Origin of the sequence: Ruania halotolerans (assembly GCF_021049285.1) — a bacterium.
GTDB lineage: Bacteria > Actinomycetota > Actinomycetes > Actinomycetales > Beutenbergiaceae > Ruania > Ruania halotolerans.
In genome coordinates this window covers 959652-980991 of the sequence record NZ_CP088017.1, presented here as the reverse complement: position 1 = coordinate 980991, position 21340 = coordinate 959652, and the positions used below count along the sequence as shown (strand labels likewise).

At 68.9% G+C, this 21340-nt stretch carries 21 protein-coding genes; 9 read left to right on the top strand and 12 right to left on the bottom strand.

Annotation, left to right across the window (positions count from 1 at the left end; all coding sequences use genetic code 11):
* Positions 1-193: 193 nt before the first annotated feature.
* From LQF10_RS04310 to LQF10_RS04300, 3 genes are read left to right on the top strand one after another with little or no spacing between them, the layout of a single operon-like run.
* Positions 194-1744, top strand: a complete 1551-nt coding sequence (locus LQF10_RS04310; protein ID WP_231066267.1) for a leucine-rich repeat protein — start codon at positions 194-196, stop codon at positions 1742-1744.
* Positions 1741-2400: a hypothetical protein gene (locus LQF10_RS04305; protein ID WP_231066266.1), complete on the top strand. Its 660-nt coding sequence runs from the start codon at positions 1741-1743 to the stop codon at positions 2398-2400. The genes LQF10_RS04310 and LQF10_RS04305 overlap by 4 nt, the downstream gene beginning before the upstream one ends.
* 18 nt (positions 2401-2418) lie before the next feature.
* Entirely contained in the window at positions 2419-3009 is a 591-nt protein-coding gene (locus LQF10_RS04300) for a hypothetical protein (RefSeq protein ID WP_231066265.1), read from the top strand.
* A 3-nt stretch (positions 3010-3012) separates the two neighbouring features.
* Here the strand turns inward: LQF10_RS04300 and LQF10_RS04295 are convergent, their stop codons facing one another.
* Positions 3013-5343, bottom strand: a complete 2331-nt coding sequence (locus tag LQF10_RS04295) for an FdhF/YdeP family oxidoreductase (protein ID WP_231066264.1) — start codon at positions 5341-5343, stop codon at positions 3013-3015.
* Between the two features lie 50 nt (positions 5344-5393).
* Here LQF10_RS04295 and fdhD point away from each other — a divergent pair, with 50 nt between their 5' ends.
* A complete protein-coding gene (gene fdhD, locus LQF10_RS04290; protein WP_231066263.1) occupies positions 5394-6254 on the top strand; it encodes a formate dehydrogenase accessory sulfurtransferase FdhD in 861 nt (286 codons plus the stop codon).
* An 88-nt stretch (positions 6255-6342) separates the two neighbouring features.
* Here fdhD and LQF10_RS04285 read toward each other — a convergent pair whose 3' ends face one another.
* Genes LQF10_RS04285 through LQF10_RS04270 form a run of 4 tightly spaced genes read right to left on the bottom strand, consistent with a single transcriptional unit; the run spans position 6343 to position 9154 of the window.
* Entirely contained in the window at positions 6343-7125 is a 783-nt protein-coding gene (locus tag LQF10_RS04285; protein WP_231066262.1) for an SCO1664 family protein, read from the bottom strand.
* 6 nt (positions 7126-7131) lie between these two features.
* Positions 7132-7707, bottom strand: a complete 576-nt coding sequence (locus tag LQF10_RS04280; RefSeq protein ID WP_231066261.1) for a DUF3090 domain-containing protein — start codon at positions 7705-7707, stop codon at positions 7132-7134.
* 10 nt (positions 7708-7717) lie between these two features.
* On the bottom strand, positions 7718-8452 hold the full coding sequence (locus tag LQF10_RS04275) for a histidine phosphatase family protein (protein ID WP_231066260.1): 735 nt from the start codon (positions 8450-8452) through the stop codon (positions 7718-7720).
* A 9-nt stretch (positions 8453-8461) separates the two neighbouring features.
* Positions 8462-9154 carry a DsbA family oxidoreductase gene (locus LQF10_RS04270; RefSeq protein ID WP_231066259.1) on the bottom strand — a complete coding sequence of 231 codons (693 nt, stop codon included), beginning with the start codon at positions 9152-9154 and terminating at the stop codon, positions 8462-8464.
* Between the two features lie 134 nt (positions 9155-9288).
* Here LQF10_RS04270 and LQF10_RS04265 point away from each other — a divergent pair, with 134 nt between their 5' ends.
* Complete coding sequence (locus LQF10_RS04265; protein WP_231066258.1) at positions 9289-9942, top strand: GNAT family N-acetyltransferase; 654 nt, start codon at positions 9289-9291, stop codon at positions 9940-9942.
* 4 nt (positions 9943-9946) lie between these two features.
* Here LQF10_RS04265 and LQF10_RS04260 read toward each other — a convergent pair whose 3' ends face one another.
* Positions 9947-10651: a response regulator gene (locus LQF10_RS04260; RefSeq protein ID WP_231066257.1), complete on the bottom strand. Its 705-nt coding sequence runs from the start codon at positions 10649-10651 to the stop codon at positions 9947-9949.
* Between the two features lie 124 nt (positions 10652-10775).
* Here LQF10_RS04260 and LQF10_RS04255 point away from each other — a divergent pair, with 124 nt between their 5' ends.
* Complete coding sequence (locus tag LQF10_RS04255) at positions 10776-12644, top strand: sensor histidine kinase (protein WP_231066256.1); 1869 nt, start codon at positions 10776-10778, stop codon at positions 12642-12644.
* A 91-nt stretch (positions 12645-12735) separates the two neighbouring features.
* A complete protein-coding gene (locus LQF10_RS04250; RefSeq protein WP_231066255.1) occupies positions 12736-13836 on the top strand; it encodes a fatty acid desaturase family protein in 1101 nt (366 codons plus the stop codon).
* Positions 13837-13846: 10 nt separating this feature from the next.
* Here the strand turns inward: LQF10_RS04250 and LQF10_RS04245 are convergent, their stop codons facing one another.
* Positions 13847-14461, bottom strand: a complete 615-nt coding sequence (locus LQF10_RS04245; protein ID WP_193498210.1) for a cysteine hydrolase family protein — start codon at positions 14459-14461, stop codon at positions 13847-13849.
* A 144-nt stretch (positions 14462-14605) separates the two neighbouring features.
* On the opposite strand from LQF10_RS04245, the gene LQF10_RS04240 reads away from it, so the two are divergent.
* Positions 14606-15205 (top strand): hypothetical protein, encoded by a 600-nt coding sequence (locus LQF10_RS04240; protein ID WP_231066254.1) that lies wholly within the window; start codon positions 14606-14608, stop codon positions 15203-15205.
* Positions 15206-15224: 19 nt separating this feature from the next.
* Here the strand turns inward: LQF10_RS04240 and LQF10_RS04235 are convergent, their stop codons facing one another.
* From LQF10_RS04235 to LQF10_RS04225, 3 genes are all read right to left on the bottom strand, one after another.
* A complete protein-coding gene (locus LQF10_RS04235) occupies positions 15225-16469 on the bottom strand; it encodes an MFS transporter (RefSeq protein WP_231066253.1) in 1245 nt (414 codons plus the stop codon).
* Entirely contained in the window at positions 16466-17071 is a 606-nt protein-coding gene (locus tag LQF10_RS04230; protein WP_231066252.1) for a winged helix-turn-helix domain-containing protein, read from the bottom strand. The genes LQF10_RS04235 and LQF10_RS04230 overlap by 4 nt, the downstream gene beginning before the upstream one ends.
* Before the next feature lie 246 nt (positions 17072-17317).
* Entirely contained in the window at positions 17318-18208 is an 891-nt protein-coding gene (locus LQF10_RS04225) for a LysR family transcriptional regulator (RefSeq protein ID WP_231066251.1), read from the bottom strand.
* Between the two features lie 76 nt (positions 18209-18284).
* On the opposite strand from LQF10_RS04225, the gene LQF10_RS04220 reads away from it, so the two are divergent.
* Positions 18285-19406 (top strand): YeiH family protein, encoded by a 1122-nt coding sequence (locus LQF10_RS04220; RefSeq protein ID WP_231066250.1) that lies wholly within the window; start codon positions 18285-18287, stop codon positions 19404-19406.
* A gap of 5 nt (positions 19407-19411) precedes the next feature.
* On the opposite strand, the gene LQF10_RS04215 is transcribed toward LQF10_RS04220, so the two are convergent.
* Both LQF10_RS04215 and LQF10_RS04210 read right to left on the bottom strand, forming a co-directional pair.
* Positions 19412-20098: a DNA alkylation repair protein gene (locus LQF10_RS04215; protein ID WP_231066249.1), complete on the bottom strand. Its 687-nt coding sequence runs from the start codon at positions 20096-20098 to the stop codon at positions 19412-19414.
* A 7-nt stretch (positions 20099-20105) separates the two neighbouring features.
* Positions 20106-21308, bottom strand: a complete 1203-nt coding sequence (locus LQF10_RS04210) for a low temperature requirement protein A (RefSeq protein WP_231066248.1) — start codon at positions 21306-21308, stop codon at positions 20106-20108.
* Between the last annotated feature and the right edge of the window lie 32 nt (positions 21309-21340).

Below are 21340 nucleotides of genomic sequence, written 5' to 3'. Positions count from 1 at the left end.
TCCTCTTCGTTGATCAGCGTTCGAGGCGGGATGGCAAAACGTTGGCCATCGCCGCCGGACGCGCCTCAACTTATCGTGTTCGACGCCCGTTCAGCCCGAGCCCAGGAAGGCACTCATGTCTCCGCGTCGATCACTTCTCCCTCGCGGCAAGCGAGCCACCATCGCGGTCGCGATGCTGTTATCGGCGGCAGCGATGAGCGTCGCGACCCCAGCTCACGCCGATGCCACGGTCGAGCTGGCCGGCGTCACCTACGAACTGGCCGACCCGGACGATCCCGGCCTCGGCGCCGTCGCCATCTCCTACACCCGCGACGACAATCCCGATCACCCGCAGCTGAGCATCCCCGAGCAGGTGAGCATCGACGCCGAAAGCGTCCCCGTGATCTCGGTGGGCTTCCAGGCCTTCCTGACGGCGGGACTGGAGTCGGTGCAACTGCCGGCGACACTCACCAGCATCGACACTTCCGCCTTCGCGCAGAACAAGCTGACGACGGTCGACCTGCCTGACACGCTCACGAGCATCGGTTCCTACGCCTTCACCAGGAACGACATCACGTCACTCGACCTTCCCGAGCTCACGCACCTCGGCAACAGCGCATTCTCGGCCAACGAGATCAGTACCCTCACCCTGCCGAGTTCCTTGACCACGATCGAGGCGCGGGCATTCTGGCTGAACGACCTCACCGAGGTGGTGATCCCGGCCAGCATCGCGCAGGTCGGTGACGAGGCCTTCGCGCGGAACGATCTACGGCAGGTCACCATCCCGGCCGGCGTGACCGAGCTGGGTACCGCGGTGTTCATGGACAACCCGGGGTTGGAGGTGGTCCGCTTCCTCGGCCCCGAACCACAGGCCTCCGCAAACCCGATCATCGGCGATCAGGACGTGACGAACCCGCTGATCGAGTACCTCTGGCGTGAAGGAGAGGGTCAGGCGGCCAACGGCGGATTCACCTGGCCCACGTGGTACGAGTTCGACACCACACCCGTGATCAACGTCCAGTTCACCGACCCGGAGGTCGGCACCCCGATGCCGGCACCCATTCGGGTTCCGCTGAACCACAGCACCGACGGCGTCCCCTGGGGCACGGTGCCCGAAGCGGCGGAGCCTGCTGCCCCCCACCACCCCGAACGGGAGTTCCTCGGCTGGCTCGCGGCCGACTCCGGCACCACTGAAGGCCAGCGCCCCTGGGTCAGCGGTGACCCGTTGCATGGCGACACCACGATCACGGCGCGGTGGGCGCCGGTCCCGGTGGAGATCGTGACGATCGACGTGCACGCATCGGCTGTCACAGTCGACGAAGGCGGCAGCGTGGTCCTGACCGCCGAGGGGTTCGATGCGCAGGGCTCGTCGCTGGGCGATGTCACCGCGGAGACAACCTTCACCTCCGACGTGGCCACGGACATGGTGGACGGTGACCACGTCACCTTCCCGACGGCCAGCCAGCACACGATCACCGGCACCCACCAGGGCGGCGCAACGGACGCCGTCGTGATCGATGTGGTTCCGACCGCGGTCGAACCCGTCGAGCCGACTGAGCCCGCCGAAACCGGCGCTCCCGGCTCGACGCCCTCGACCACGGACACGGGTGCGGCGGTCCCGACAGACTCCGGCGCCACGCTGGCCACGACCGGCTTCGGCCCGCAGCCCCTCACGGCGGCGGCTGCACTGATGACTCTCGGGGCGCTGCTGCTGGCCGTCACTCGCCGGAAGAACGCCACATCCGTTCGGACGGGCACCCAGTGAGCACCTCACATCGCGCACCAGGGCGCATCGCCACGGCACTCGCCCTGGCAGCGATGATGGCAGCCTGCAGCGACGCCGCACCGGCCCAGGAGCCCGACGGAGACCCGGATGAGGGCAGTTCGGTGGCCGAGCAGTCCGACGACACCGGGCAGGTGGAGGAGGGCCAGGACGCAGGCGACTATCTCGACGTCCTCGTGGCTGACAGCCTTCATCCAGACGTCGAGCCTGCCGAACCCGGCCACGCGTATATCGAGTTCGCGAGCGAACGGCTCGACTTCGATGATGTCGAGTGCCGGGTCGAGGACGTGCCCGACGCCGGCCTGCTCGAGGTGACGGCCCGAGGAGAGACCGACCACGGCCCGGCAGAGCTGGCGTGGAGCCGCACGATCGGAGCCGAGATCGGCTGGGCGTGGGAGGACGAATACGTCCGCCTCTCCCTCCTCGGCGGGACGGAAGAACGCGAGCTGAACACCAACTCGATGGTGACCGCGCAGCGCGACGAGGGCGGCGAGACCGAGTGGCTGTCGGGGAGCGGCACCGTCCCACTTGTCCGATTCGTCGGAACTGAGGCGAGCGCCGTCGGATCGTTCGACGGACTGCCAAGCTCCGAGGACCCGTTGGTGGGCGACTTCGTTGCCGCCGTGACCTGCCCCTGAAACCTGAGGAGACCGATCATGCGAACCGCCCTGCGCAGCGCCCCCATTGCGATCGTGGCGACAGCCCTGCTGGGCCTGGCCGCCTGTTCATCACCGGATGCCGGTTCCACGACCGACGAGCCGGTCGAGGCCGAGGCAGAAACCGCGGATGAGGCGCAGGTCTCCGCCGAAGACGACTCTGCTGAGGTTGAGCCCGCCGAGGAGGAGCCGGCAGAGGAGGCCGAGGATCAGAGCAGTAGCGGCGCAGTTCTTGGCATCGTGACCGTCGACGACGTCCAGTACGAGATCACTGAACTGCGCAACTGCGAGCCATTACAGCAGGAGATGGTGGAACGGGAGTTGGAGCTCCAGGGCTTCGGCGAGCACGACGGAGAGCGGGTCCAGATCGATGTCTACATCGAGGAACTCGCCGGAGTCCCCTACAACGACGTCGCGTGGGCGGGACCGGAAGGCGTGTACGGCAGCCCGGACGGCGCGGAGGTCACCCTGGATGCCGGTGGCGCCAGTGTGCGCGGTGTGGCGACGTTGAAGGACGCCATGACTCAGACAGAGACGGTGCGTGTGGACTTCGACCTGGACGTCCCCGCTGACACCATCGCCTGCCGCTGACCGCTACGGGTCACCACTGCGCTCCAGGCGGACCACCACGGACTTCGACGCCGGCGTGCGCGAGGTCGTGGCGTAAGAATCCACGGGCACGAGCACGTTGGTCTCCGGGAAATACGCGGCCACGCACCCCCGAGCCGTCGGATAGGCCACCGCGCGGAACCGCTCAGCCCGGCGCTCCGTCGGCTCGTCCCCCGGCCGGCCGAACTCAGAGACGATGTCCACCATCTCACCGTCCGCGACGCTCTGGTCCGCCAAGTCCTCAGGGTGCACAAACACCACACGCCGCCCGCCGCTGATGCCGCGATACCGGTCGTCCTTGCCGTAGATGGTGGTGTTGAACTGATCGTGCGAGCGGATGGTCTGCAGCAGCAACCGGCCCTGCGGCACCCGCGGGTACTCCAGTTCGTTGGCCGTCATCACGGCTCGCCCGCCCGGCAGGGCGAAGGTGCGAGTGTCCCGCGGCGGGTGCGGCAGCACGAACCCACCGGGTTCGTCGATCCGCTCCTCGTAGTTCTCGAAGCCGGGCACCACGCGCGAAATGTGCTCGCGGATCAGGCGGTAGTCGCCCTCGAGTGCTCGCCAGTCCACCTGCGGAGCCCCACCTGGGGAACGGCCGGGATCAACGGGAGGACCGCCGTCGGGGATCGGGCTGAAGAGGCGCTCCGCAAGCCGGCACACCATGGACACCTCGGAGAGCACATGCTCTGACGGCGGAGCCAGCCGGCCTTGCGAGGCGTGCACGGCGCTCATCGAATCTTCCACGGTGACCCGCTGCGGGCCGCTCGCCTGCACATCGGCATCGGTACGCCCGAGCGCGGGCAGGATGAGCGCCCGACGCCCGGTGATCACGTGCGACCGGTTCAACTTCGTGGACACCTGGACCGTCAGGTTCATGCTCGCCATCGCGGCCTCGGTCAGTTCCGTGTCCGGGGTGGCGCGCAGGAAGTTCCCGCCCATCGCGATGAACACCTTCGCCTTGCCGTCGCGCATGGCCTCGATCGCGCCGACGGTGTCGTACCCGTGCTCGCGCGGTGCGGTGAAGGAGAACTCGGCATCGAGGGCCGCGAGAAACGGTTCGGGCATCTTCTCGAAAATGCCCATCGTGCGATCGCCCTGCACATTCGAGTGCCCACGCACCGGGCACACGCCCGCCCCCGGCTTGCCGATGTTGCCCTGCAGGAGCAGCACGTTGACCACGTCGCGCAGCGTGGCCACGGCGTGCGGGTGCTGGGTGAGCCCCATCGCCCAGCACACCACCGTGGAGCGTGCGGCGATCAGCCGATCCGCGAGTGCCTCGATCTGCGCGCGGGTCAGCCCAGTGGCGGAACGCACCTCATCCCAGTCCAACTGACTCACATGGGCGGCGTAGGCATCGAACCCAGCGACCGAATCGGCGAGGAACTCGTGATCGAGTGCCCCTGCCTCGATCAGCAGCGCCCCGAGGGCCTGGAACAGGGCCTGATCGCCGCCGAGGCGAATCTGCAGGAAGTCGTCGGCCAGCTGGGTGCCGCGGGTCATACCGCGCACGGTCTGCGGGTTGTGGAACGTGCCGAGCCCTGCCTCGGGGAGTGGGTTGATGGCCACGATCACGGCGCCGCGGGCCTTCGCCTTCTCCAGGGCGGAGAGCATCCGGGGATGGTTGGTGCCGGGATTCTGCCCCGCTACCAGGATCAGTGCGGCGTTCTCCACGTCCGCCAGGCTCACCGAGCCCTTGCCGATTCCGATCGTCTCGGTCAGCGCGGCCCCGGAGGACTCGTGGCACATGTTCGAGCAGTCGGGCAAGTTGTTCGTGCCGAGGCCGCGCACCATGAGTTGGTACAGGAAGGCCGCTTCGTTGGAGGTGCGCCCGGAGGTGTAGAAGATCGACTCATCCGGATGGCAGGAGCGAATCTCCCCGGCGATGAGATCGAAGGCGTCATCCCAGCGGATCGGCCGGTAGTGAGTGGCGCCCTCCTCGCGGACCATCGGATGCGTGAGGCGCCCCTGCTGACCGAGCCAGTAGTCGTCCTTCTCGGCGAGGTCGGCCAGGGAGTGCTCGGCGAAGAACGACGGCGGAACGCGCCTCTTCGTGGCTTCCTCGGCCACCGCCTTGGCCCCGTTCTCGCAGAACTCAGCCGTATGCCGTTCCTTGTGCTCGGGCCACGCGCATCCGGGGCAGTCGAATCCACCGGTCTGGTTCACGGCCAGGAGCGTGCGGGCGGTGCGCACCGGTCCCATCTGTTCCAAGGAGGTCGCCATCGCGTGCAGCACCCCGGGAACACCGGCCGCGGAGCTCTTCGGCTCACCGACTTGCAATTCCGATTCGTCGATTCCTTGCTCGGGTGCCTTCGCCATCGAACCTCCCGTACCGTGGCCAGCATGTCGAGCCTCACCAGGATTCTCCCATGGCGCGGGTGAGCACGCGGCGGCGCACGCTCATGATCGATGGCGAGGGCCGCCGTCGGGAGCGAATGGAGCTCCTCGCCGGCGAGGAACCGCTGGAGGTCCGCGTGAACGGGCGCTCGCTCGCGGTGACGATGCGCACCCCGGGGCACGACTTCGATCTGGCCGCTGGCTTCCTGGTAGCCGAGACCGTCGTGCACGCCCGCGAGCAGATCGCCCAGATCTCCTACGGCCCGGGCGTGGACGCGTCAGGCATGGCCACCTACAACATCGTCGACGTCACCCTCGCGCCGGGCGTGCCGCCACCGGCCGCGAGCGCCGAGCGGGCGGTCTACACGTCCTCGTCATGCGGGATCTGCGGGGTCTCCTCGATCGAGGAGGTCACGAAGGAGCCGGCCTTCCCCAGGCGATCCGCCGACGGCGTCCCTTCCGCGGGTGAGCAGCTGGTACCTGAGGTGTTGCTCGCCCTTCCCGGCGCTCTGCGCGAGCGGCAGTCGCAGTTCGACAAGACGGGAGGTACGCACGCGGCCGGGCTGTTCACCACCGGCGGTGAGCTGCTGTGTCTGCGGGAGGATGTGGGGCGGCACAACGCCGTCGACAAGGTGGTTGGCTGGGCGCTGCGCGACGGGCGGCTCCCCCTGCGGCCTGCAGTGCTGCAGGTCTCCGGCCGGGCCTCGTTCGAGCTGGTGCAGAAGGCGCACCTGGCGGGGATCGAGACGCTGGCGGCGGTGAGCGCGCCGAGCGCGCTGGCGGTTGAGCTCGCCGACGATGCCGGGATGACGCTGATCGGGTTCTCCCGCGGCGACCGGCTCACTGTCTACGCCGGCGCCGGGCGGATCGCGGGGGCGGCCGCCCCGGGATAGGCGCCGATCATCGTCGCTGGCGTGGCAGCCAGGCAACGACCAGGGGCGCCTGGTGACCGGGGACGCGCCGCGCGCAGCAACGAGCGCGTCAGAACAACGGCCACGGGACGGCGGGGGCATCGCCTTCGGGCCGAGGAAACGTCCGTGTGGCGAGGAGGCGTTCGCACCGCGCGGTGAGGGCCTCGATCTCCGGCCCGCTCAGCAAGGTAGCGAGTTGCTCCCCCAGCTCGCCGTCCAGCTTCGCGCGCACCTGCGTGATCCCGGCGATCTCGTCGGGATCGAGTGCTTCATCCATCCACCCCCACAGCACGGTGCGCAATTTGGGCTCGGTGTGAAAGGTGACACCGTGATCCACGCCGTAGCGGTGCCCCTCCGAGACTGGCAGGATGTGGCTGCCCTTACGGTCGGCGTTGTTCACGAGCACGTCGAACACGGCGATGCGGCGCAGGGCGGCGGAGTCCTCGTGGATCACCGTCAGGGGCCGTCCGCCCTCATCGCTGCCCTCGAGCACGGTGCGCCAGTGGTCGGGCACTGCGTGCGAGGGGACGACGTCCACCGGGTCGCGCTCGTGGTCAGGCTCCTGCCACCGCTGCACCATACCGACGCCGAGCGGCCCCTCGCGCATCCAGGTGAGTGGGACGATCGTCCACCCGAGGGCCTGGGAGACCAGGTAGGCAGCCACTTCACGGGAAGCGAGCGTGCCGTCCGGGAAGTCCCACAACGGCCGCTCGCCGGCAACCGGTTTGTAGACGACGGCGACGTCGCCGATCGTTCCGACGAACGTGGCGTTGGAGGCGACGGCGATCCGCCCCTCAAGCTCCAGGTCACCGTGCTCGAGGTCCACCTCATCGTGCTCGAGATCGAGCCTCAACAGCTCTCACCTGTCATCGGTGAGATCGCAGACATGTCCGTCGGGGTCGATCGGGCGGGCGCAGAGCGGACAGATCGGGCGCCCGGCGAACGCCACCTGCCGGGTGCGCTGCGCGAAGGCTCGTGCGGCGCCGACCGGGATTCGCACGCGGAGCACCGCGCTCGGCTCATCGGGGCTCGGTTCATCGAGTCCGTCCTCGCCCGGCTCGACAGCCTCACCCTCGTCCCGCTCGTCGAGGGCAAAGGCCTCGATGACGATCTGCGCGGTCCGCGGGTCCCAGCCGAGGGTCATCGTCCCGGAACGGAACTCTTCCTCGACGGGCTGGTCCAGGGGGTCGTTGTCGATGAGCTCATCCGGAACCTCTTGGGGGGCGGTGACGGGGTGGTCGGGATCCGCCGTGAGCTCATCCAGGAGCCCGTCCATCTTCGCCGCGAGCAGGACGGACTGCTCCTTCTCGAGCGCCACGCTGGTGGAGCGGGCACCGTGTCGGACCTGCAGGTAGAAGGTGCGTTCACCGGGGCGACCGACGGTCCCGACAACGACGCGATCGGGCCAGTCGTACTCATGGACGAGAGTCGGCATGGCGACCAGTCTACGAGGCGGAACCTGCGCCGTCATCGAGGCCCGCACTCTCACGACCCGCACCCTCGCGCCCGGCCCCGCCCCCGACCGGCGCATCTGCCACAGGTGCGGCCGAACGCAACCACGTCAGGTCACCGAACTCGGTGTTGGTCGAGACCACATCCGGCCTGGCGGCGCCGTAGCGGACCACGGAGATGGACGCCGGCCCTACGTTGAGGCGTTGGAAGAGGTCGAGGTGCATACCCAGCGCATCGGCGAGGACGGACTTGATGATGTCACCGTGGCTGACCACGGCCCAGACCGCACCTGCGCCGTGCTTCGCCTCGATCTCAGCATCGCGGCGCCGGATGGCGCCCACCGCGCGGGCCTGCATCGCCGCCAGTGACTCGCCCCCGGGGAAGACGACGGCGGAGGGCTGACTCTGGACCACCGGCCACAGCGGCTCCTTGACGAGGTCGCCCAGCGACAGGCCCTGCCAGCGCCCGTAGTCGCACTCGGTGAGGGCTTCGTCCAGGCTCAACTCGAGATCGTCCTGCTGCTCCAGGAGAGTCCGGGCGGTCTGCACGCACCGCTCGATCGGACTGGAGACCACCTCCACCAGGGGAACCACGGCGAGCCGCTGCGCGGTGCGCTCGGCTTGCTCCCGGCCGAGGTCGTCGAGAAGTACACCTGGCGTGCGACCGGCGAGGACGCCGTCGACGTTAGCGGTCGAACGTCCATGCCGGACGAGGATGACGGTGGCCATGGGTGCAGCCTAGGGCCCGGCCTGTACGCCGGCGGCGCGGGTCTCGTCCCAGCTCGTCTGCAGCGCCTGCACGAAGACCTCCAGCGGCTGGGCACCCGAGACGGCGTACCGGCCGGCGAAGACGAAGAACGGCACGCCCGTGACGCCGATTTCCTGCGCCTGCCGCCGGTCCTCCTCGACGGCATCGGCATGCTCGCCACTGGCCTGGGCCGCGAGCGCGGACTCCCGGTCGAGCCCGGTCTCGGCGGCGAGGTCGCCGAGCACCTGCGGGTCGGCGATGTTGAGCCCGTCGGTGAAGTAGGCCCGGAACAGGCGCTGGATCATCTCGCGCTGCCTGCCGTGGGCGGCGGCATGATGGCTGAGTTCGTGCGCCTTCCGGGTGGTGACCGCCGCCGCCCGGTCGAAGCGGTAGTCGAGTCCGAGATCCCGCCCCCGCGCTGCCACCTGCTCGTTCATCGCGGCCGCCTGCTCGCGGGGGATGCCGTGCTTGCTCGCGAGCAGCTCGTCGACGGAGACCGGGACATCGCTGGTCAGGTCGGGCATGAGGAGGAAGGTGTGATACCGCACCTGGACCGGGTGGCCGAACTGCACCAGCGCCTGCGTGAGCAGCGCATCACCCATGTAGCAGAACGGGCACATGACGTCACTCCACACGTCCACCGTGAAGCCGCCCGTCGGGCCGTGGTCGTCTCCCGCGCTCATCTGCCCTGCCTTCCTCGAGTCATGACGCCACTCTGACATGATCGGTCCGCCACCGGCGTACATGGCAGGCAGGAGAGGAGCAGCGTGACCGAGGTGAACGAGTTCGGCCAGCCCGTCGGCGACGTGGTCCGGGATTGGAGTCCGGCGCACCGCCCGGCCCAGCCGGTACTCTCCGCGGCCGGTACTGCACGCTGGAGCGCCTCGACCCTGCCCGGCACGCGGACGATCTGTATGACGCGTACGCCGCCGCTCCCGATGCTCGGGACTGGACGTACCTCGGAGTCGGCCCGTTCACTGCTCGGGAGGACTATCACGACTGGGCACAGGGCGTGGCGAGCAGCACGGACCCCCGGCACTACGCCGTCGTGGACAACTCCACCGGGCGTGCCCTGGGCACGCTGGCGCTGATGCGCCAGGACCCCACCAACGGCGTGATCGAGGTCGGGTGGGTCACCTTCTCCCGTGCGTTGCAGCGCACATGGGCGTCCACCGAGGCGCACTACCTCCTGATGCGGTACGTCTTCGACGAGCTCGGCTATCGCCGCTACGAGTGGAAGTGCGACAGTCTGAATGCTCCCTCGCGCAGGGCCGCTGCCCGCCTCGGCTTCAGCTACGAGGGCACGTTCCGGCAGGCGGTCGTGGTGAAGGGGCGTAGCCGGGATACGGCGTGGTTTTCTCTCACCGACGGCGAGTGGCCCGGTGTGCGCGCCGGTTTCGAGGCGTGGTTCGATCCGGGCAATGCCGACGACGGCGGCCGGCAACTCTCCCCGCTCCGGACCCGGGCGTAAGGAGTCACCGGTCCGGGCGGACGAGTCCGGACTCGTAGGCGGTGATGACCATCTGGGTGCGGTCGCGCAGTCCCAATTTGCTCAGGATGCGGCTGACATGGGTCTTGACGGTCTGTTCGGAGACGAAGAGCTCATTCGCGATCTCGACGTTCGAGTAGCCGCGGGCCACGGCGCCCATCACCTCGAGCTCGCGCTCGGTGAGTTCACCCAGCTCCGGTCCCGGCCCGGAGGGGCGGTGCGGCCGGGCCGCATAGTCGGCGATCAGTGAGCGGGTCACTCTCGGCGAGAGCAGCGCCTCGCCTGAGGCAACCACCCGCACCGCGTGGATCAGCTCTTCGGGAGGGGAATCCTTGAGCAAGAAGCCGCTGGCACCAGCGCGCAGGGCGGAGAAGATGTACTCGTCAGCGTCGAAGGTGGTGAGGATGACCACGCGTGGCGGCGTACCGGGCATGGCACCAATGGCACGGGTGGCGTCGAGGCCGCTGACCTTCGGCATGCGGATATCCATCAGCACCACGTCCGGCTGGGTACGGCGCACCAGATCCGTGATCCCGAGCCCGTCCTCGGCGGTGCCCACCACGGTGATTCCCGGCTGAGCGTCGAGCAGTGCAGCGAATCCCGCGCGAATCATGGACTGATCGTCAACGATCGCCACCCGGATCTCCCGCTGTTCGTCCGTCGACGTGCCGGGTGTGGAATGAGGGAGCATGGTCCCAAACTATCGGCGCACCGGACGGCGTGCGTCGACCAAAGCAGAAATCCCTCGCAGGTAGGGGCGGATTGGCTCCCAGGAGGGACGCGACGTGAGACGAGGTGACCATAGCGTGCCGGGAATGGACGCGCAGGCATCATCCGCCCGGCTCGCTCGACTGGCACGGGACTACCGCTACATTCTGCCCGGGCTGCCGTTGGCCGTGGTGAGCTTCGGGCTCTTGGTGCCGTTGAGCGTTCTGTCGATCGGCACCTTCGTGATCTGGTTGGGCGCGCTACTCATGCCGATGACGTTGTTTCTCGCCACCAGCTTGGCCGATCTCTCCCGCAGCCGGCTGCGGGACTGGGGCCGGCCGGTGGCGCGACCGCGCTACCGGCCGACCCAGAAGAGCGTGACCGGTCTGATGCGGGTGATGACCGATCCGCGCCGCTGGCTCGACCTGGTGTTCGAAGCGATCATCGCCTTCCCGTTGCGGCTGATCACGTTCGTGCTCGCGGTGACCTGGCTGGGTGTGGCACTGGGAGGCCTGACCTCCTGGTTCTGGACGCTCTTCATTCCCGGCGAGCAGAGTGAGGGCACCGGCTGGCCACTGCTGCTGGAACTCATCGCCCCGGAGCTTGCGCCAGAGACCGCGCTGGGGATGTATGTCCTCGATTCGGTGATCAACGTGCTGATCGGCGCGGGTGCGCTGATCAGCCTGCCGTGGGTGATCCGCGGGATCGCCCGGGTGGACGGGCTGATCACCCAGACCCTGTTGGGCGGCGCACCATCGGCGGCGGGCACGGGGCGGCCCTCGGGCAGTCCGTACTCAGCACCTGCCTTGGCGATGAGTGCGAACGGGTGGGCATGGGTCAGCACCGGCTTCACCGCGGTGATCCTGCTCGCCGTCACCTGGCCGGTGCTGGCCAGCGTGCACGGTGTTCATCCGGCGATCGCGATGGTCCTGGCCTTGACCCAGAGCGCCGCCCTCGTGCTCGCGGTGCGCTGGGCAGGTGGCGCGGGTTCGGTGATCCTGCTCTCGGCGCTGGGCACCATGCTGGCCACAGCGAATCTCACCGGATCAGATCCTGCTCCCCAGGGCCTCTGGCCGTGGCCGGTAACGACCTTGATCGCCTATTGCCTGGTGATCGTGGTGATCGCGCTGCGCCACCATTGGCTCTGGGCCGCCGCAGTCTGGTCTGCAGGAGCCGTGCTGACCGTGGGAGCCTTCCTGGTGATCGCCGGGGAGATTCCCGACGGCGGATTGGCCAACGGCATCGTGCTCGCCTCGATCAGCGCGGGGCTGGGGATGCTGGCGATTCTCGGGCGCCTGTGGATGCGGAATCTGGGCCGGGCCGAGCGGGCCGAACGTGTCAGCGCCGAGGAGTTGCAGCGCCGGCGCGATCTCGAGGAACGCAACCGGATCGCCCGCGAACTGCACGACGTGGTCGCACACAGCATGTCGGTGATCAATGTCCAGTCCACGACTGCCCGGTACCGCAAACCGGGTATCCCCCCGGAGATCCAGCAGGAGTTCGACGACATCGCGGATTCCTCTCGCCAGGCCCTGAACGAGATGCGCGCGCTGCTGGCCCTGCTGCGCACCGGCGAGGTCCCCACCGCACCGGTCCCCACCGTGGCCGACATCCCGGACCTCATCGAGGCCACCCGCGCCTCCGGTGCGCAGATCAGCTACTCCGGCCCGGACACCGCGGTCTCCCCGGCGGTCGGGCTGACGGCGTTCCGGGTGGTCCAGGAGGGGCTGAGCAACGCGCTGCGGCACTCTCCCGGGTCCACTGTGGATGTCACCGTGGCGACCGAGGCGAGCGCCGTCACTGTGCAGGTGCTGAACTCGGCGCCGGTTTCCGATGAGGAGAGCGCCCCAGGTTCAGGGTTGGGGCTGGCGGGCATCCGTGAGCGCATCACCACCGTGGGTGGCACGGTCGAGGCGGGTCCGCGGGCCGAGGGCGGATACCGGCTGTATGCACGGATCCCGGTCAACGGCGGCTGACGGCCCACCGCACTCCCCTACCTGAGTAGGGGCACCAGAATGGCTCGTTCGGGTGACGCGCCAGGTCGAACCCTGTTCCTAATGTGCAGATATGACGACGACCGACACCCTCGCGCCCCTATCGGCCCAGGCTGCCCCGCGCCGGGCAGCGCGCGTGAACCCCGCCAAGGACTTCCTGGTGTTGTCCCGCCGGGTGAAGGCCTCCGGTCTGATGCAGCGCCGCCGCGGCTGGTACGCCCTGCGAGCCACAGTGCTCGCGGCAGCTTTCGCCGGCGCCGTTGCACTGCTGCTGACGCTGGGACAGAGCCCATGGCAGCTCGCCGTGGCCGGGCTGTTCGGTGTGCTGCTGACTCAGGCGGCGTTCTTCGGCCACGATGCGGCACACCAGCAGGTGTTCAGTTCCTCCAACCGCAACGAGTGGCTCTCGCGGGTCATCGCGAACCTGGTGGTCGGGCTCAGTCACGGCTGGTGGGCCCGCAAGCACGGCAGGCACCACGACCGGCCCAACACGATCGGCAAAGACGGGGACATCGCGACCGGGGCCTTGGTCTTCGACCCGGAGGACGTGCCTGAACGGACCGGGATGATCGGGTGGATCACCCGGCGGCAAGGGTGGATGTTCTTCCCGATGCTGACGCTGGAGGGTCTCAACCTGCATGTCAGTGCCGTCCGCACGTTGGTGGAGGAGCGGGAACTGAGCTACCGCCGGGTCGAGGCGCTGTTCCTGGCGATCCGACTGCTCGGATTCCCGGCCCTGGTGATCGTGACGCTGGGACCGTGGTGGGCACTGGCGTTCCTCGCCGTCCAGCTCATGGTCTTCGGGGTGTACATGGGCGCCAGTTTCGCCCCGAACCACAAGGGGATGCCGCTGCTGGCCGAGCGCGATACGATCGACTTCCTGCGCCGTCAGGTGCTCACCTCCCGCAACGTCCGCGGAGGCCGTCCGATCTTCTGGGCCATGGGCGGGCTGAACCACCAGATCGAGCACCACCTCTTCCCGCGGATGCCGAGCGTGAACCTGCCGCTCGTGCGGCCGATGGTGCGTGAGTACTGCGCCGAGAAGAACATCCCGTACACCGAGGCCGGTCTGTTCGAGTCCTACGGGATCGTCATCCGGTATCTCAACCGGGTCGGTCTCGGTGAGGCGGACCCGTTCGAGTGCCCCCTGACCGCACGGTACCGGCCGTTCTGATGATCGAGGATCAGAACGCCTTGGCCACCTCCGCCGATTCCATCGGCTGGGAGAACATCGGGAAGTCGTAGGTGATGGCGTTGTCATGCTCCTCCACCGACGTAGCCGCGACGCAATCGGTCAGCGTGATCACCCGGTACCCGTTCTCGTAGGCGGACCGCATGGTCGACTCCACACAGCAGTTGGTGAGGAATCCGCCGAGGATCACCGTGGTGATCCCCTTGCTGCGCAGGATGAAATCGAGGTTGGTGCTGGCGAAGGTGTCGAGGCCACGCTTGCCCTCGATCAGGATGTCGCCCTCGACCGGCGTGAGGTCGTCAACGATCGCGGCACCCCAGGTGCCCTTGACGAAGGCGTTGCCGTCGACCACGCCGGCGAGGATTCCGTAGGGGTGCTTGGTGAGCTCGCCGTAGCCGGGTGCGAACGTGATCGGGGCGTGCATGATCGTGCAGCCGGCCTTCCGGGCGGCGTCCACGAAGGCCGTGGTCTTCGGGAGCATCTCGGTCTTGTCCATCACCGCCGAGACGGCGTCGTGCAACACGCCGCCGGGCGAGGTGAACTCGTTCTGGTATTCGATGAGGACGACTGCCGTGGTCGCGGGGTCGAGAGTGAGCTGATCGGACATCGTTGCACCGGTGCTTTCGGTCGATCGGTTCGGAACGGACGTGACCCAGTGAGCCGCGTCACGCCCATCGAACCACCAGGGCATTCGCCCGGGCAATGGGCGGGGCTGGATCGATAACACCGACCAGTGGGTAGCCTCGAGCATGTGGCACTCCCCCGGGTCGTCCTGATCTCCGGCACCTCGCACGCCGGCACCTCCAGTTCGGCGGCGCTGGTGGCCCAGCGGCTCGGATACGCCTGCCGGAGCACGGATCAGCTGGCCCGCCATCCCGGCCGCCCTTGGCGCACGGCCGAGCGTGAGGTGCCCCCGCACGTTGCCGAGCACTACGCGCATCTCCCGGTCGAGGAACTGCTCGCTTCGGTGCTCGACCACTATGACCACTTGGCACCCCGGATCCGTGGTCTGGTCACGGCGCACCTGGCGGGCGCGGGAGGCGGCGATGGCCTGGTCCTGGAAGGATCAGCGTTGCGCCCCGCCCTCATCGCGGGCCTCAGCGGCTCGCGAGTGGCTGCCGTCCGGCTGGTGGCATCCCCGGACGTCCTGGACGAGCGTATCCGCCGCGAGGCACGAGCGGGAGTGCGCACGGCGGCTGAGCACCATCTGGTGGACCAGTTCGTGGCCCGCTCGCTCCGCTTTCAGTCGCTCATGGACGCGGAAGCCCACGGCACCGGGCTCGCGCTGATCGACACGAGCACACGCTCTCCAGCGCAGGCCACTGACCTCATCATCGCTGCAGCACCCTGACCGGGAGAGCGAGAGCTTCTCACCGCGCCAGGTCCGCGCTCTCGTCCGGCACGGCCGCCCCGTCAACCACCGGCGACGCCGCAGCCCGTGAACGCAGCAGGACGATCGCGCAACCGCCGAGTACCACGGCCGCCACGGCCAGCAGCGCCCGGTAGTCCACCACGGCCACCAACGCAGCACCTGCCGCGATGGAGACCAATTGTGGCAGGGTCATCGCGATATTGGTGGCGGCCGCCGTCCGCCCCTGCAAACGCGGCGGGGTGAGGCGCTGGCGGGTGGTGATCATCGCGACCATCAACCAGGGAATCACCGCGCCGGCCACAGTGATGGCAACCACAGCCGCCGGAAGCAGCGGCACACCGATCGCATCGCTCGCGAACGCCACGGAGGCCACGGCAAGCACCCCCAGCGAGGTGCCGACGGTGCGAGCAGGCCCCCACCTACGCAGCACCATCGCGGAGGTGAGGCCGCCAAGGATCGCACCGGCGCCTTGCAGACTCATCAGCACCCCGAAGAACGCCGGCTGCATCCCGAGCCCGTGCTCGACCACCTCGAACAGCACGGTGTCGAACAGCCCAATCACACCGAACGCGACGGCCACCACGAGCACCATCCGCAGCAGCAGCGGTACCGAACGCAGGTGTCGGAACCCGGCCGAGGTCTCCGCCCAGAACCGGTTCTCGGCAGTCTCCGGCGCCGACTCGACCACTGGGACCGAGGCGATCAGCAGCGCAGTCAACACGAGCAACCCGGCCACGCCCAGGCCGAGCGCCTGGCCACCCCACAGCACATACAGGCCGGCGCCGATCGCCGGGGTGAGAATGCGCAGCCCGTTGTCCACTGTGGACAGCAGCGCGTTCGCGGAGTCGAGCTGGTCGTCGGGCAACAGATCACGCAGTAGCCCGGACTGAGCGGAGCCGTTCAGCACCCCGAGCGCGCCGTAGAGCACCGTGACGGCGTAGAGGAGCCAGAGCATGGCGGAGCTATCCACCAGTACCAATGAAGCGGCGGCACCGGCGGCCACGAGGTTGGTGACCACGATCAGCGGCTTGCGGCGCACCCGGTCCACCAGCAGCCCGAGCAGCGGGGCGAGTAGGGAGGGCAGCGCGAGCGCGAAGAACACCAGGCCGGCCGCGGAGGAGGAGCCGGTGAGGTCCTTTGCCCAGACGGCCAGGGTGAGGAAGAGGGCGCTGTCGGCGAGGTTGCCGACGGTCCAGCCGCCCAGCAGCCGGCGGAACAGTCGGTGCTGCAGGAGGGTCTTCATCGCTGGTCCTCGGTACCGTCGTCGGCAGTGGCGAAGTTCTCGGTGCTGTTGGTGGCGGGTTCCACCAGGTAGGTGGCGGTGAAGATGCGCACCGGGCGGCCGCCCTCGGGTCGTAGTTCCGGGTTCTCCCAACGGGGCACATACTCACGCACGATCTCCCCGATCCGCGCCGAGACGTCCTTGGCCTCCTCCGGGGTGAGGTGCAACGTCGCGCCGCCGGTGGTCAACGCGTCCGTCCAGCCCGACGGCGTCGGTCGCCCCGCCGCGCGACGAAGCCGTCCGGTCTCCCACTCCAGGAAGGACGACTCCAGCGCGCGGGCGGCGAGATCCCGGTCAGAGCCGTCGCGCTCGCCCGCGGACCAGGACTGTTCGATGTCGACCACCCGCCACGGGCGGTCCCTGCCGGTGGCGCCCTCCACCCGCTCGATGTAGCCGTGCTTGGCGAGCGTGCGCAGGTGGAAGGAGCAGTTCGCCGGGGTGGCTCCGACCAATTCGGCGAGTTCACTCGCGGTGGCGGTGCCTTCGATGGCGAGCCGTTCGAATAGCTCGATCCGCAGGGGGTGGGCCAGGGCCCGCATAGCGCCGGGATCATCGATTCTCATATCCGCACGATAGACCTGCAACAACTCTTTCGCAACACTTCTTTCAAGTCGCGCCGCATCCGCGCGCCCCTCTCCTCCTCCCGTCCCGTCCCAGCCGCGAGCGCAACCTTGTGCGGCGTTTGCGGCGGTGAACGCCGCACAAGGTTGCGCTCGGCATCGAGGTGGTCCCTGCGGAGAGGTGGTGGGTGCTGCGGACTGCGTCCTGTCCCGGAGCCCCGCGACCATCGCACGTCACGACCAGGGCACTCAGCGGCCGAGCACTCCGCGCAGGAAGTCGTCCGCGGGCGCAGGCAGGCGGACCCCGCGCCGCCACACCGCATGCAAGTGCCGGCTCAGGTCCACGCCCGGCAGGTCGATCTCCACCAGCCGCCCGTCGCTGATCTCCGCGTTCACCGCGAGCGCGCTCAGCACTGCCGGGTAGCCGCCGGATGCCACCTCCACCTTCACGGCGGCGTTCGAGCCGAGTTCCAACGCCGGCCGTACGGGCTGTCCCAGCGCACGAGTGAGCGTGTCCCGGGTGCCGGAGCCGTCCTCGCGGGAAGCCAGCGCGAGGCCGAGCAACTGATCACGGGTGAGCGGGCGGCGTCGGCGGGCGAGCGGATGCTCGGGCCCCACCACGAGCGTGAGCCGGTCCGTTCCCACCCGGCGCCGCGCCAGGTCTGCCGGCACTGCCGGAGACTCGACGAACCCGAGATCGACCTCACGCGCCCGCAGCGCAGCCACCACATCGGCCGAGTTCATCACCCGCAACCGCACCGGAAGCCCCGCACTACGCCGCCGGTAGGCAGCCAACCAGGCTGGCATCAGGTACTCCCCCACCGTCTGGCTGGCCGCCACGGTCAGCTGCGAGTCGTGCTGCCCGGCGAGCGCCTGGGCACCGGTGATGAGCACCTCAGCCGCGTCGACGACGGCCCTCGCCCAGTCCGTGACGGTGCGTCCGTCCGTGGTCAGCTGGGCGCCACGGCTGCGGCGGTCCACCAACTCAAGGCCGAGACGGCGCTCCAGGTCTTTGATCCGGGCGCTCGCCGAGGGTTGGCTCACTCCGGCGGCGCGTGCGGCGGCAGAGATGCTGCCGCGATCGGCGACCGCGACGAGCAGTCGCAGCATGTCGAGCGTGACGTCTTTCGGTGCAGGCACACCTATAGGTTACGCCTATGTCCATCTAGGAATACGGTAGGTACTGGCCAGGCTCCGCTACCGGGAGCATCGAAGAATGGCCACCACCGAGCTCGCCGTCACCAGAGACTGCGCGCCTCGAGGTCAAGCGCGAGGTCCGTGCGCACGGTGGTGGTCGGTTCTCACCCGGAAAGCGACCACAACCCCGCCCAGCCAGGGCCGGCGCCGCGCGCAACTCACCGGACTGCTCACGTGCATCCTGCTGACGGCGGTCGCTACCCTCGCGGGACGTTTCCTGCCGCTGATCGGGCCGCCGGTCATCGCCATCCTCGGCGGCGCACTGCTTGCCACCGCCGCCGGCCCTCGACGCCGGCAGGCGTGGGCACCCGTTCTCCCGGTCGCCAGCAGGTGGGGCCTGCAGATCGCCGTCGTGCTCCTGGGCGTGCACCTCAGCCTGGGCGAGGTGGCGCGGACCGGGGGCGATGCGCTCCCCGTGACCATCGGGACGTTGCTGCTCTGCCTGGGGGCCGCCGTCGGGCTGGGGCGCCTGCTCGGTGTGCACCGCGACCTACGCACCCTGATCGGAGTGGGCACCGCCGTGTGTGGCGCGTCCGCGATCGCCGCTGTGACGCCGGTACTGCGCCCGGCAGGAAGTGCGGTGGCGTACGCGCTGAGCACGGTCTTCGTGTTCAACATCGTCGCGGTGATCGCCTTCCCACCGCTCGGGTACGCCCTCGGTCTCAGCGATGCGGCATTCGGCGTGCTCGCCGGTACCGCGGTGAACGACATGTCCTCGGTGGTGGCGGCGGCCGGCAGCTACTCCCCCGAAGCCGCGCACACTGCGGTCGTGGTGAAGTTGAGCCGCACGCTGGCGATCATCCCGATCTGCCTCGTGCTGGCGGCGCTGGTCGCGCGACGCGACCGGGCGGGCCGCGGGTCCGATGCGCCCCGGCCAGTGTGGCGCCTGGTGCCCTGGTTCCTGGTGGCATTCGTGGTGGTGGCAGGGCTGAACTCCCTCAGCTGGATACCGAGCTTCATCCAGGGTGCTGCCGGTGGGCTCTCCAGCCTGCTCATCACCGCGGCCCTCGGCGCGATTGGGCTGGCCACCGACCTTCCCGCGCTGCGGCGCGCCGGTCCGGCTCCGTTGCTCCTCGGCGGCGTGCTGTGGCTGGTGGTCACCGGTGGCAGCCTCGGTCTGCAGGCACTCCTCGGACCCTGACCTCCTCAGTGACCGAGCAATTCGCTGCGCAGCGGCTCGTCGAGTTTGCTGACGGCGGTCCGTAGCGCCGGGCGGGGCATGTCGGATCCTCGGCGGCGCAGAAAGGCGATGGCAGCCTCGCGGTCCTGCACACTCACCTCCCGCAGCGCCACGCCCACGGACGCCGTCACGTCCACTTCGGCGTCATCGGCAAGCAGCCCTGCGATCGCCAGAGCATCGGCGATCTCACCGTTTCGGACCAGCCAGAAGGTGGCGGTGATCGCCGAGCGGCGCTCGTAGGTGTCAGCTGAACGGGCGAGGGTCTCCAGCACACTGCGGTCGGTGCGGGTGAGCAGCCACCCGCCGAGCACACGGGGCGCGGCACGGTCCACGAAGTCCCAGGTGTCGATCGTGTCGTGGTTGTCCAGGTAGAGCCTGGCCAACTCGGCCCGCTGATCGTCGGTGAGCTGGCGGCGGGCACGGAAGTCGAGAATGCTCACCCCGACCATCCGGGCCTCGTACCACGGGGACCGCAGCAGTCCGGTGACCTCGCCCAGACCGATATCCCGGTGCTGCTTGGCCAGGTCGAAGACCGTGCCCATCCGCACCCCGAGGGGGCGGCTGCTCCCACGCAGCCGGCGGCTGATCTTCTCGCGTTCGGTGTCGGTGGCGTGCTCGCGAAGCGCGGCGACGATCTCCTCGGCGGCTGACATGGCCGGCCTAGGTGTCGCGAGCGATGAGCTCGGCCTGGTGTCGATGCCCGACTGTCTCATAGCCGATGATCACGATCACCGGTGAGAGCGCCACGAGTAGCAGCGCCGTGCCGAACGACAAGCCCATCGAGACGGCCCACACCGCACCCGCGAGTGCCACCAGCGCCCCGACGAACAGCACGGTGTGGAGCCGGTCGACGGCGTGCATCAGCAGGGAGTAGACCACGAACAGGGTGAGTAGGAAGACCACCACGGGCACCGCCGTCGTGAGCACTGCGAAGGTGGCTGAGACGTGCGCCTCGTGCTCGATCACGTACGCGCCCACGTGCATTCCGGCGCCGACGGCGGCCAGCGAGCCGTACAGGATGATGTGCAGATATCCCCACGCGAAGCCGCGTTCGCGATGCCTGGCAAGCATCTCGCCGGAGGGCATCGTGAAGTAGACCCACCAGAGCGCGAAGGCGAGCGCGGTACCCGCGACCGCCACGAGCGCGGCCTCGACAGTCCAGCCCTGAGCGTCCACCACTGCCGAGATCGCGGTGATGGTGCCGAGGATAATCTCCCCGAGGGTGATGATCACCAGCAGTCCGTAGCGCTCAGCCACATGGTGCGGGTGCCAGGGCGTGCCTGCGTCCTGACGTTCGGCGAGCACCGGGCCGAGCATCTCGAACAGCACGAGCAGAAGCAGCGGGATCCACACCACCGACAGCGGCGGGTCGATGATGAACATCACCACCCAGCCGACCTGTGCGATCGCAGTGGTGGTCACGTAGCTCATACAGGTGCGACGGCGCGCCGGGTCGTGGCGGGCGGCACGCACCCACAGACCCAGGGTGGCCGCCCGCATCACGATATAGCCGAACACCATCACGCGGTTGTCGAGGTGGACCCCCTCGTCGACGGAGTGAAACACGTCCGGGATGCCGAGCGCGACGATCAGCACACCGACCATCACCACGAGCGTGGCAGTGCGGAATACCGCGTCGTCGTTGTCGTAGGCCGAGGCGAGCCAGGTGTAGTTGATCCAGGCCCAGCAGATCGCGAACGTCGCGACGGCGAACCCGAACAGGGCGGCACCGACGTGCCCCTCGGCGAGCAGATGCGCCATCTGACTGCCCGCCTGGGCGAACGCCACCACGAACGTGAGGTCGAGCAGCAGTTCGAGCGGGGTGGCCGGGCGGTGCGACTCGTTCGGGTCGCGCCCGATCATCCGAGCGATGCGATGATGGCGCCTCGTCGGTG